Below are 12,371 nucleotides of genomic sequence, written 5' to 3' on the forward strand. Positions count from 1 at the left end.
TTTACTACATTATCATTTAAATCTAAAAAATCAATTATTTTTATTTTGGGCATTCTTATTTAAAAAGTTATATTTGGAAATAGTAATTTAAACACCATTTTATGAAATCTTTTATAAGTTTACTTTTTGTATCGTCACTACTAATTACTTCTTGTAAGAATAATACTGAATCAAAAAACACCAGCACACCATCAAATGTAGTTCCATTTACAGTTGTCGGAAATCAAATGAAAGCGGAATCGCAATCGACAGCTGAACAACAAACAGTACCTAATAATGCGACAACTAACGCCACTGCTGCTGGTATGAATCCCGCACACGGTCAACCTGGTCACCGTTGCGAAATTCCTGTAGGCGCGCCATTAAATACCCCAGCCCCAACTAATAATCCACAAAAAACAGCTGCACCAATGCCTACAGTAACTACAACTCCTAACCCATCTGCGACAACTACTATTGAATCAGTTCCTACTGCGGAAGGAATGAATCCGCCGCACGGTCAAGCCAATCATAGATGTGATATTGCTGTGGGTGCGCCTTTACCAAAAGCGTAATCTTGTAATTTACAGACAAATGAATCCTATCCTAATTTTTGATTTTAACACAAAAAGTGACTTAAGTAACTGGCGAGTAGTCAATGATGGCGTTATGGGGGGAACATCAAGAAGTAAGTTCTACTTAAATTCCAAAGGTCACGGATGTTTTGATGGAACGGTTTCATTAGAAAATAATGGTGGATTTTGCTCTGTTAAATATGAATTTAACTCCATTTCTTTAGATAAAAAAAAAATTATTTGCCTACGTATTAAAGGAGATGGCAAAAACTATCAATTTAGGGTAAAAACTAATAAAAGTGATGCTCATTCTTATATCTATCCTTTCCGAACTTCAGGGGATTGGCAAAATATAGAAATTTCTGTTATCGAGTTTTATCCTTCTTTTAGAGGTCGAAAATTAGATATTCCAAATTATGATGGCTCGCGTTTAGAGGAAATAGCTTTTTTGATTGGGAATAAAAAAGGAGAGAACTTTCAATTACTGCTTGATAGAATTGAGGTAAAATAATACTTTTGAGCTTTCAAAAATACAAAATGCAGCAAATCAAACATTGGGATATCCTTTTACGGAATCAAGTAGCCAAAAAAGAATTCATAAACAAAATTTTAAACGGTCATGCCGATGGTGAGCTAGAACACTTCAATACAAAAAAAGGAATTTTGTTTTCCGATTTAGCTATCGAACACTTTATCGAGAAGGAATATCAATACGATTCTGTTGAAGCTGCTCCTGAAACAAGCAGACAATTGCGCACTTTTTCATCTGGTGAACGTAAGAAAGCCTTTTTGAAATACTGCATCAACCAAAATCCTGATTTTATCATTTTAGATAATCTTATGGACCATTTAGATCTACACTCTAGGAAAGTATTACACATTCAACTTGAAGAATTAGGCAAAAATATAACTTTAATTCAAATTATAAATCGTAGCACAGATTTGTTACCCTTTATTAGCAACAAACGTCAAATTAATGACAATTCGTTTGTTTTAAATTCGTTGGATAGTATTTCAAACACACGAACTTTTTCATTAAAAGCAGTTCCTAAGCCAATCACAACTATCGAATATACAGATACTGTTTTGATCCAAATGAACAATCTAAAAGTAAGCTATGATGAGAAACCAATTTTGAACAACATAAATTGGACCATTAAAAAAGGAGAGTTTTGGCAACTTATAGGTCCGAATGGTTCTGGAAAAAGCACCATTCTTTCTCTAATTACGGGTGATAATCCAAAAGGATATGGACAAGATTTATATTTGTTTGGCAAAAAGAAAGGAAGCGGCGAAAGCATTTGGGATATCAAGAAAAATATCGGTCAATTTTCAACTGCTATGATGGATTTATTTCAAAAAAACCATACTGTTGAACAAATGATCCTTTCTGGTTTTTTTGACTCTATCGGTCTTTACATTCAGCCTAGTACTTTACAAATAAAACTGATGCATGAATGGCTGGATTTTCTAAACATGAATCATTTGAAGAAAACCGTCTTTATCAATCTTTCTGTTGGACAACAGCGCGCCATTATGATTATTAGAGCCGTTTTAAAAAATCCTCCCTTATTAATTTTAGACGAACCAACGGAAGGTTTGGATGATGAAAATGTTGTATTAGTTACCCAACTTATCGCTCATTTGGCTAAAGAAACCAATATCGCTATCATTTTTGTTTCGCATCGTATTGAAGCGATATTAGCACCTAATTCAATTCTAGAATTAACGCCAAAGCCAACAGGTTCCGAAGGAAAAATTAAAATCCAGAACTAGTTTGTTATCTTTGCCTTACTCTGAAAAAAGCAACCCATGAACATCAAACTTATTGCTATCGGCAAAACCGATAATAAAGCACTCCAAACTTTAATCGACGATTATACGAAGCGCTTGTCTTTTTATATCAAATTTGATTTGGATATTATTCCTGATATCAAAAATGTAAAAAACTTATCAGAAAGCCAGCAAAAAGAAAAAGAAGGTGAATTAATTTTAGCAAAAATCACTCCTACAGACCAATTGATTTTATTAGATGAAAACGGAAAAACATTTTCTAGTGTGGCTTTTTCAGAAGAGTTACAAAAGAAAATGAACTCCGGTATCAAAACTTTAGTTTTTGTAATTGGTGGTCCCTATGGCTTCTCCGATACCGTTTATGCTAAAGCTCAAGGTAAAATTTCGCTTTCTTTAATGACTTTTTCACACCAAATGGTACGTTTATTTTTTATCGAACAATTGTATAGAGGTTTTACGATTTTGAAAAACGAACCGTATCATCATCAGTAAATGACACTAGGTTTCAAGTACGAGGTGTGAGTTACGAATTACGAGGTTGGAGGTTAGATATAAAGAATGGAAATTTAAGTTTAAAGAATTGAGATATCGCCATTCCACAATTGTCACTACCCTATTTGTCCCGCTGGAATCATCTCAACATAGACGATCAATTAACTATAGATTAATAAAATCCTTACTCTAAAAAACAAATTCATTTTCAACCACATTTGCTTTAGAAGGAATTAAGCTTTCAATAAAAATTTTGTTCTGGATGTAACCTCCGTAAGACATCTCTTTATCAAAGCAAAAAGATACTTCTTTAGATTTACCTTTTAATTCCAGTAAGTAATTTTTCAAATCCTCTTTCTTAATGCCATTACTATTGACAGTAATTTCATTCTTCTTATTAAAATAAATAACAGTGCCAATAGGTTTCCCCATTTTGTAAAACACGTTTGTAAAAGGAATAAAAGCTAAGTTTTTACCAATCGTGTCTGCATAAGAATAATAATTTTCGGCTTTTTCATTTTTGTGTGCTTTTTCTTCACGTTTCTTTCTTTGTAATTTCATAACCTCCGGAATAACTAATCGAAGTGGCAAACGCTTGTCGATATTCAAAATCCAATTGGTAGAAATGATGCTGTTTTTTCTATTTACTTCCGCTAAAGTGTCTTTTCCATTTACTCGAAAAAAGATATAAATTGGAGATAAATCATTAACATCTTTTACAATAGTAGAGGCTGCTTTTGGCAACAATATATCTTCTTTATTTCCACAAGAAAAAAGCATGCAAAGAATAATCAGAGTAAAATATTTCATCATTATAAATTAATTTTATTAAATAAGGTAACACATTCCGCAGCTTCTTTTACATCATGAACTCGGATAATGTTAGCTCCTTTTGTTAATGCTAACGTATTTAAAACTGTTGTGCCGTTCATAGCTTTTTCGATAGTACTATCAAGCGTTTTATAAATCATCGACTTCCTTGAAATACCCACTAGCAACGGCAATTCTAGCATTTTAAATAATTCCATCTTTTGAAAAACTTCGTAATTTTGGTCGATAGTTTTGGCAAAGCCAAATCCTGGATCGAGGATCAAATCATTGATTCCGAAAGTTCTAGCTTTAGCCACTCTTTCTGAAAAGTAAAACAGCATTTCTTTTACAATATCTTCATAATTAGTCAGCGTTTGCATTGTCTGTGGGTTGCCACGCATGTGCATCATAATATAAGGAACATTATATTTGCCTATTACTTCTAACATTTTATCATCAAGATTTCCTGCCGAAATATCATTAATAATGGCTGCACCATTTTCTATGGCAACCTTTGCTACTTTACTTCTAAAAGTATCAATAGACAACATCGTATCAGGAAAATGCTTTAGTACTAAATCGACAACGGGAATAATTCTAGAAATTTCTTCTTGTTCTGAAACAAATTCGGCATTTGGTTTGCTAGAATACGCGCCAATATCAATAAAACTACCGCCATCTACGAGCATTTTTTCAACTTGAGAAAGTATTTCGGATTCGTTTTTATACTTTCCGCCATCGTAAAATGAGTTGGGCGTCACATTCAAAATCCCCATTACTTTGGGAGTTGATAAGTCAACTAGTATTCCTTTGCAGTTAATAGTCATTCGTTTACAGTTTTAAAGACTTCAAAATTCTCCAATGAAAAAAATTATTCCTATTTTTGGAGAAATTTGAATACAAATATACATCAATAATGAAGAATACTTCAAAGGAATATGACACAGTAATTGCTACTTGTCGTACACTGTTTATAAATAAAATGAAAGATTACGGATGTGCTTGGCGTATTTTGAGACTGCCTTCATTAACTGATCAAATCTACATCAAAGCACAGCGAATTAGAAGTTTACAAGAAAACGAAATTCGAAAAGTTGACGAAGATGAAACAGGTGAATTCATCGGGATTATCAATTATTCAATCATGGCATTGATTCAGCTAGAATTAGGTGTTGCTGACCAACCAGATTTAAGCGTTGAAAGAGCAACTCAATTATATGATTCAAAAGTAGCGTTGACTAAAGAATTAATGCAGAATAAAAATCATGATTATGGCGAAGCGTGGCGAGAAATGCGTGTGAGTTCACTAACGGATTTGATTTTGCAAAAACTACTTCGTGTCAAACAAATTGAAGATAATAAAGGAAAAACCTTAGTATCTGAAGGAATCGATGCTAATTATCAAGACATGATTAACTACTCGATTTTCGCCTTGATTTTAATGGGTTTTGGTAATAAATAAAAAACATCAAAAATGAAAAACATAATTACTCAATTTTCTAGAATATTTGTTGGAGTTCTATTCATCATTTCTGGATTAATTAAATTAAATGATCCTTTGGGATTCTCTTATAAATTAGCCGAATATTTCAGTGAACCAGTATTCAACATGCCGTTTTTTGTACCTTTCTCATTGGCAATCGCATTGTTTTTAGTAATTCTTGAAGTGGTTTTAGGAATTATGCTACTTATTGGTTACAAAACAAAATTTACAGTTTGGAGTCTATTGCTTTTGATCGTAATGTTCACTTTCCTTACTTTTTATTCTGCTTACTTTAATGTAGTAAAAGATTGTGGTTGTTTTGGTGATGCCTTAAAACTGACTCCTTGGCAATCATTTACTAAGGATATAGTGCTGTTATTCTTTGTTTTAATATTATTTTTTAATCAAAAACTGATTAAACCGTTATTTAAAAATAGCATACAAAACATAATTATCTACGGTAGTATCGTTTTATGCGCTTTTATAGGAGTTATAGTTTTAAATCACTTGCCTTTTATCGATTTCAGACCTTTTAAAATTGGAAATAGTATCCAAGAAGGAATGGTAATTCCTGATAACGCTGAAAAATCAGTAGTTGAAATGGTATTTGTTTACAAAGTAAACGGCGTTGACAAAGAATTTACAGAGAATGAGCTAGGGAATATTCCTGAAGGAGCTGTATTTGTTGATCGTAAAGACAAAGTGATTACAGAAGGTTACGTTCCTCCTATTCATGATTTCACTATGGAAAAAAATGATACGGATTATAAGGACGATTTTTTAGAGTCACAAAAAGTTATGTTTATCGTGGCATACGATTTAGTGAATGCAGATAAAGATGGTCTAGCAAAAATGGAAAAACTATATATAGATGCTAAAGCCAAAGGGTATAAAGTGGCGGGAATGACTGCTTCATCACCAGAAGAAATTGCTGCAGCAAAAAAACGATTTGGAATGACATTCGACTTTTATTTCTGCGATGCTATTACGTTGAAAACAATTGAAAGAGCTAATCCTAGCATTGTTATTCTTGAGAAAGGCACAATAACTCAAAAAGCCCATCATAATGATCTTTCCAATTTGAAATTATAAAATTAGTAAAAAAGTAAGATTTAAAGTTCACACAACTTTAAATCTTACTTTTTTACTTTAGCATAAAAACTAAAGATTAGCTGTTTTTATTAACTATAACGATATTAGTTTTGAATTGACATGCTCAAAATTTAGAAAACATACATCAAACTCCATTTTTTTTTTAACTTTACTAAAATTATAACTAATGAAAAGAATAATTCTAGCCCTTATTGCACTTGCAACATTTTCTTGTTCTAAAGCACAAAAAACAGAATTCTCAAAAGTAGCTTTATCAGAAACTTTATTAGCTACTGATGGAAGTCAAGTTGCTTTTAAAAACATCTTAAAGAAATATAAAGGAAAAACTTTAGTGATCGAAGTTTGGGCTTCGTGGTGTAGCGATTGTGTAAAAGCAATGCCAAAAATTAAGGAATTGCAAGCTAATAATCCAGCTGTAGCTTACCTATTTATATCAATGGATAAAACTGCTGAGCAATGGAAAAAAGGAATTGAGAAACACGAAATTAAAGGAGATCATTTCATGGCAAATGACCAAATGAAAGGTGTCTTTGGAAAAGCAATTGACGCAGATTGGATTCCTAGATATATTGTAGTTGACAAAAAAGGAAAAATTGTCTTGTATCGCGCCATTGAAACAGACTTTGACAAAATAAACGAGACGCTGGAAAAATTGAAATAAACATTTAAGAGTAATGGCAATCACAACCTAAAAATTGATTGTATTACTTTTTAAAACAAAAGAAAAAAAAACTAAATATAACACGATTAAAATGAGAAAGAAGATTGTAGCAGGAAACTGGAAAATGAATAAAAATGCAGAGCAAACAGAAGATTTATTGAATGAACTTATAGCACAAATACCTACTGAAACTGCTGTACAAGTAATAGTTGCACCTACTTTTGTAAACTTAGCTTCGGCTGTAGATCATTTAGAATTCACTAATATCGATGTTGCCGCACAGAATGTTCATCAAGCGGAAGCTGGTGCTTTTACAGGTGAAATTTCAGCTGATATGTTGAAAAGTGTTGGTGTAAATACTGTTATTTTAGGACATTCAGAACGCAGAGCTATTTTCCATGAAACTGATGCATTAATCGCTAATAAAGTTGATACCGCTTTAGAACATGATATGACAGTTATTTTTTGTTTTGGAGAAGAATTAAAAGATCGCCAAACTAAAAATCATTTTAATATAGTAGAAAATCAGTTGAAAGACGGTATATTTCATATTGAGGCTAAAGATTGGGAAAATATTGTTTTAGCCTACGAACCTGTTTGGGCAATAGGAACTGGCGAAACTGCCTCTCCGGAACAAGCGCAAGAAATGCATGAATTTATTAGAGAAACCGTTCGTAAAGCTTTTGGAAGCGATATTGCTGATAACGTATCTATTCTTTATGGAGGAAGCGTGAAGCCTGATAATGCAAAAGAAATATTCTCAAAACCCGATGTAGACGGTGGGCTTATTGGAGGCGCTGCATTAAAAGCTGATGATTTTGTTGCAATTATAAATGCAGTATAAATTTCATTTTCAGATTGTATAAAAAAAGCGGTGATTTATTTTCACCGCTTTTTTTTAAATACCTATTTCTACCTGAAAACGTAAATACCAATTATTCTTAGTGCTTCCGTCGAAATAATTTAAATTGTCAAAAGTCAATTCGCTTTGCAGCTTAAAAGTGTGTTCCCAAATATATTTGGTTAAACCAATAGTATATTGCTTAGAATTTGGAGCCAAAATCCTAATATCTTCTCCTACTTTTTGAGTGGAATACCTACCTATAATCTCATAATTTGAAGGGAAATTATAACTCAACTGATGATCAAATCCACTACCTACATAAGCAAAATTAGTTTGTGAAATATCGTCTGGATTGATGGTAACAGCATTCCTGGAAGTAGTTCTAGACAAGTAACTTGACATGGCTGCCCATCCATTGTATTTCAACATAGCGTCCAGCATCACTGATTTCATGGTACGGGCTTCAAACAAATCATTTCCTAATTGACCTTGTGTTCTTTTGGCATGATTATTTTGCTGAAAAGCTCCAGAAAGCATCAGTTTGGGCTTTTTTTCTCTTACAATATCCCCTTCAAAATAGGTCCCGTCCCTAGAAAAAGCTCCAAACGGCAGCAGCTCTACTTTTCCAGTTACAGCAACTCCTGCATCAGCATTTCCTGTTATATTCCTGCCTTCTCCAGTAGAAATAGCAGTTTTAAAATTATAAGAAAACTGATCTTTGAATTCATTCATATTATGAACTTGAAAACCAAAATCCCTATCAATAGTAAAACGAGCATTATTAATCGATCGATCCGTTAACTGAAGACCGCCTGAAGAATTTACACGCTGACGGTTTCCCGGTAATTTTGTTTGTCCAAAACTGATATTCCAATTTTTATTAGGTCTGTAAAAAACAACAGCATCACGAATAATATTGATATTTTCTCCTTCTATAATTTCGCCAAGATCGCCTGGGGCAAATGACAATTGGACTGCATATAAAAATTTTGGTGAACCTACATAACCGTCAAATCGCAAACGCAAACGCCTGATTTGTCCATCATAAACGCCATCTTCGCCTTCATTTTCAGTATAAGTAACTCTATTTTGCATTCGAAACCGAATGTTTAATTGATATAAACTGTCTGGAGAAGTAATTCCAATGCCTTTACCAAAGCTGTAATAAGGAAGTGCAGATAATTTTAAGTCATTATCTTGTTTATTTTGCTTTACAGTAACTTGAGCATTACCGGCAATACTGAGCAGAAAAACAAAAAATAAAATACTTTTTTTCATTGTGTAGTTGTGTGTTAGTGGTGCAAATGTAAAATAAAATTTGATTTACAAATGCCGTTTAGATAGTGATTGTTACCTTTGCAAAAAAAATAAGCATGTCAAACATATATATTGGATACCATTTTACTATTGAGCCAAAAGAATTAGGCTCTGAAATATTAATCGCAGAGCTGGGAGAAAGAGCATTTGAGAGTTTTACAGAAACTGAAACTGGGATTTCAGCTTTTGTACAAAAGGATTTGTGGGATGAAATGATTCTTGAAGACATTCGCATTCTACAATCAGACGAATTTACTATCGCTTATACTTTTGAAGAAATCGAACAAGTAAATTGGAACGAAGAATGGGAAAAGAATTTTGAAGCGATAGATGTAGATGGAAACTGTCATGTTCGTGCTCCTTTCCACCCAAAAACTGATGCAGAATTTGATATAGTTATCGAACCAAAAATGAGTTTTGGAACAGGACATCATGAAACTACGCACATGATGATTCAGCATCTATTAGAAATGGATGTTGCTGGAATGAAAACCCTAGATATGGGTTGCGGAACAGCCATTTTAGCAATTCTTGCGGAGATGAAAGGCGCACAACCTATTGATGCTATTGATATCGACAATTGGTGTTACTTAAATTCAATCGAGAATGCAGAGCGTAACAATTGCAAGCATATAACAGTTTATGAAGGTGAAGCAGCATTATTAGAGGGGAAAAAGTACGATTTGATTATTGCCAATATCAATCGAAACATTTTGCTGAACGATATGCAAAGTTATGTTGATTGTTTAAATCCTAATGGAACACTTCTTTTAAGTGGTTTCTATAATGAAGACATCCCGTTTATCGACGCTTCATGCACAGGAAAAGGCTTAACTTATGTTAAAAAATTTGAAAGAAACAATTGGGTCTCTTTAAAATATGTAAATTAGTAATGTTATTTTTTTATTAATTACGAAAGTACAAAAACCTAAAAAATGAGTACTAAAGAAAAAGTTAGAGAAAGAGTAAGTGTCAAAGAAGCGATTCAGTTAGATAATGAAATTGTAGTTTACAACGACGATGTAAATACTTTTGACCATGTTATTGAAACTTTGATGCGTGTTTGTGAGCACGCACCCGAACAAGCAGAACAATGTTCGCTAATTATACATTACAATGGAAAATGCACCGTTAAAACGGGTTCACTGGAAAAATTAAAACCACAATGCACACAATTATTAGAAGCAGGATTAAATGCCGTAATAATTTAAAAACCTAGCGTTTATTTTCTCGATATAATTCAAACACACTTTCTTTTATCCTATATTTGATAAAAGAAAGTGTGTTTTTTTATGGAAGAATATAGTAAAATTTTAGTTTTTGTAATGCCCATTTTTTTAATTTTAATCATCATTGAAAAAATTTACGGCCATTATAAAGGAGAGAACACTTCTCCAAATATGGATTCTGTCTCGAGCGTTAGCTCGGGAATGGTCAATTCTGTTAAAGATGTTTTAGGAATTAGTGTTACACTCGTTTCCTATGATTGGATGGTTTCTAAAATCGCTTTATTCCAAATGGAAGCAAACGTATTCACTTACATTATCGGTTTTATTGTTATCGATTTTTATGGATATTGGAGCCATCGATTGTCACACCAAATAAATTTTTTGTGGAACAAGCACGCCATTCATCACAGTAGTGAGGAATTTAATTTGGCTTGTGCTTTACGTCAAACTGTATCTAGTTTTGTAAATCTCTTTACGTTTTTATTAATTCCTGCTGCGCTTATTGGCGTTCCCGCCAAAGTTATTGCGATAACTATTCCTATACATTTATTTTTGCAGTTTTGGTATCACACTAAGCATATTAAAAAAATTGGATTTCTAGAAAAAATTCTGGTTTCTCCTTCTCATCACAGAGTGCACCATGCGATAAATCCAGAATACATGGATAAGAATCATTCGCAAATATTTATTTTTTGGGATAAGTTGTTTGGTACATTTCAAGAAGAACTAGAAAATGTCCCACCCGTTTATGGTATTACGCGACCAGCACGAACATGGAATCCCATTCGCATCAACTTTCAACATTTATGGTTATTGATTACCGATGCTTGGCGCGCAGAGAACTGGAAAGATAAAGTTACTATTTGGTTTAAACCAACGGGATGGCGTCCTGAAAATTTTGAAAATAAGTATCCCGTGACTAAAATTACCGATGTTTATAATTTTGAAAAATACGGAATACAGCATTCTAAAAAACTGATGTATTGGTCCATTTTTCAAGCAGCAATGACGTTGGTATTGATTACCTATATGTATAACTCTATTGCAATAATAGGACTACCAAATGTATTTATTTATGGAGCTTTTATTTTTCTAAGCGTTTACAGTTACACTGAATTAATGGATGAGCGCAAAAGTTCCATTATTTGGGAAGGTATTCGATTTGCATGTGGTATCGGATTGATATTCTATTTTGGAGATTGGTTTGGCATGAATCATTTATTTCCTTTTGCCAATTATATTATTCTAAGCTATCTTATTTTCTCACTTTTAGTAACCATTTATTTTGTCAGTATTAAGTTTGAAAAAGAAACAGTAATTGTCGCATAACCCTAAAAGTAATTTATGAAAATTAACTCTATATTAAACAGCTTTATTGGATTCAGTTGTATATATCTTTTGATAATTCTTTTTGGAAAAGAAGATATCGCTTGGTTTTTGAAACCATTTCTATTACCATTTCTACTATTGGCTGTTTACTTTCATGAAAGATTTGCAACTAGAAATATTCTTTTGGGAGCATTGACTTTGTCATGGATTGGTGATATTATTTTACTCTTTGCAGATAAAGGAGAATTGTATTTTATCTTTGGATTAGTTGCTTTTCTTTTTTCACATATTTTCTATATCCTATTATTTAATAAACAGTTAAAAATGTATTTAAAGAAGAGTAGAACCATTTACTGGATTGGAATTACATTAATTATTACTTATTTATTAATTATGATGCTCCTATTAATGCCCTATCTGGGTGATTTGTTACTTCCTGTATTTGTGTATGCAATGACTATTTCAATAATGCTATTATTCGCATTAAAAGGATTCTTGAATTGGAAGAAGCCAGCAAATAGTTATATTTTAATAGGAGCAATAATTTTTGTAGCTTCGGATAGTATCTTGGCCTTTGATAAATTTTATACTCATATACAGTATAACTCATTTTTAATTATGTCAACTTATTTGACAGCACAATATTTAATAATGAGAGGAATTTTTGATTTAAATAAAAAAAAGCTGCATATTCTTTAGAAAGTACAGCTTTGACTAGTTTTTATGGGGATTTCTGAAAATAATA

General features: G+C 32.5%; 15 protein-coding genes. 12 read left to right on the forward strand and 3 right to left on the reverse strand.

What is annotated here, in order from left to right:
• Positions 1-101 precede the first annotated feature (101 nt).
• The 4 genes from LNP27_RS12555 to rlmH are packed head-to-tail and all read left to right on the forward strand — an operon-like array spanning position 102 to position 2,840.
• Positions 102-554, forward strand: a complete 453-nt coding sequence (locus LNP27_RS12555; protein ID WP_229941985.1) for a hypothetical protein — start codon at positions 102-104, stop codon at positions 552-554.
• A gap of 19 nt (positions 555-573) precedes the next feature.
• Positions 574-1,065, forward strand: a complete 492-nt coding sequence (locus LNP27_RS12560) for a CIA30 family protein (RefSeq protein ID WP_229941986.1) — start codon at positions 574-576, stop codon at positions 1,063-1,065.
• A 26-nt stretch (positions 1,066-1,091) separates the two neighbouring features.
• Positions 1,092-2,330 carry an ATP-binding cassette domain-containing protein gene (locus LNP27_RS12565; RefSeq protein ID WP_229941987.1) on the forward strand — a complete coding sequence of 413 codons (1,239 nt, stop codon included), beginning with the start codon at positions 1,092-1,094 and terminating at the stop codon, positions 2,328-2,330.
• A 36-nt stretch (positions 2,331-2,366) separates the two neighbouring features.
• Positions 2,367-2,840: a 23S rRNA (pseudouridine(1915)-N(3))-methyltransferase RlmH gene (gene rlmH / locus LNP27_RS12570; RefSeq protein ID WP_229941988.1), complete on the forward strand. Its 474-nt coding sequence runs from the start codon at positions 2,367-2,369 to the stop codon at positions 2,838-2,840.
• 189 nt (positions 2,841-3,029) lie between these two features.
• Here the strand turns inward: rlmH and LNP27_RS12575 are convergent, their stop codons facing one another.
• Together LNP27_RS12575 and folP are read right to left on the reverse strand one after the other, a co-directional pair.
• Entirely contained in the window at positions 3,030-3,653 is a 624-nt protein-coding gene (locus LNP27_RS12575) for a hypothetical protein (RefSeq protein WP_229941989.1), read from the reverse strand.
• Positions 3,653-4,477 (reverse strand): dihydropteroate synthase, encoded by an 825-nt coding sequence (folP, locus tag LNP27_RS12580; RefSeq protein ID WP_229941990.1) that lies wholly within the window; start codon positions 4,475-4,477, stop codon positions 3,653-3,655. The genes LNP27_RS12575 and folP overlap by 1 nt, the downstream gene beginning before the upstream one ends.
• A gap of 89 nt (positions 4,478-4,566) precedes the next feature.
• Here folP and LNP27_RS12585 point away from each other — a divergent pair, with 89 nt between their 5' ends.
• From LNP27_RS12585 to tpiA, 4 genes are all read left to right on the forward strand, one after another.
• The gene (locus tag LNP27_RS12585) at positions 4,567-5,112 is read left to right on the forward strand and encodes a DUF1599 domain-containing protein (protein ID WP_229941991.1); all 546 of its coding nucleotides are present in this window, start codon (positions 4,567-4,569) and stop codon (positions 5,110-5,112) included.
• 12 nt (positions 5,113-5,124) lie between these two features.
• On the forward strand, positions 5,125-6,225 hold the full coding sequence (locus LNP27_RS12590) for a BT_3928 family protein (RefSeq protein WP_229941992.1): 1,101 nt from the start codon (positions 5,125-5,127) through the stop codon (positions 6,223-6,225).
• A 187-nt stretch (positions 6,226-6,412) separates the two neighbouring features.
• Entirely contained in the window at positions 6,413-6,907 is a 495-nt protein-coding gene (locus tag LNP27_RS12595; protein WP_229941993.1) for a TlpA family protein disulfide reductase, read from the forward strand.
• A gap of 91 nt (positions 6,908-6,998) precedes the next feature.
• Entirely contained in the window at positions 6,999-7,751 is a 753-nt protein-coding gene (gene tpiA, locus LNP27_RS12600; protein WP_229941994.1) for a triose-phosphate isomerase, read from the forward strand.
• A 54-nt stretch (positions 7,752-7,805) separates the two neighbouring features.
• On the opposite strand, the gene LNP27_RS12605 is transcribed toward tpiA, so the two are convergent.
• A complete protein-coding gene (locus LNP27_RS12605; protein WP_229941995.1) occupies positions 7,806-9,029 on the reverse strand; it encodes a porin in 1,224 nt (407 codons plus the stop codon).
• A gap of 95 nt (positions 9,030-9,124) precedes the next feature.
• On the opposite strand from LNP27_RS12605, the gene prmA reads away from it, so the two are divergent.
• The 4 genes from prmA (at position 9,125) to LNP27_RS12625 (ending at position 12,325) form a co-directional block, all read left to right on the forward strand.
• The gene (gene prmA, locus LNP27_RS12610; RefSeq protein ID WP_229941996.1) at positions 9,125-9,958 is read left to right on the forward strand and encodes a 50S ribosomal protein L11 methyltransferase; all 834 of its coding nucleotides are present in this window, start codon (positions 9,125-9,127) and stop codon (positions 9,956-9,958) included.
• A 45-nt stretch (positions 9,959-10,003) separates the two neighbouring features.
• The gene (locus LNP27_RS12615; RefSeq protein ID WP_229941997.1) at positions 10,004-10,279 is read left to right on the forward strand and encodes an ATP-dependent Clp protease adaptor ClpS; all 276 of its coding nucleotides are present in this window, start codon (positions 10,004-10,006) and stop codon (positions 10,277-10,279) included.
• A gap of 81 nt (positions 10,280-10,360) precedes the next feature.
• On the forward strand, positions 10,361-11,626 hold the full coding sequence (locus LNP27_RS12620; RefSeq protein ID WP_229941998.1) for a sterol desaturase family protein: 1,266 nt from the start codon (positions 10,361-10,363) through the stop codon (positions 11,624-11,626).
• Between the two features lie 15 nt (positions 11,627-11,641).
• The gene (locus tag LNP27_RS12625; RefSeq protein ID WP_229941999.1) at positions 11,642-12,325 is read left to right on the forward strand and encodes a lysoplasmalogenase; all 684 of its coding nucleotides are present in this window, start codon (positions 11,642-11,644) and stop codon (positions 12,323-12,325) included.
• Positions 12,326-12,371: the final 46 nt, after the last annotated feature.

This window comes from Flavobacterium galactosidilyticum (assembly GCF_020911945.1).
Classification (GTDB): domain Bacteria; phylum Bacteroidota; class Bacteroidia; order Flavobacteriales; family Flavobacteriaceae; genus Flavobacterium; species Flavobacterium galactosidilyticum.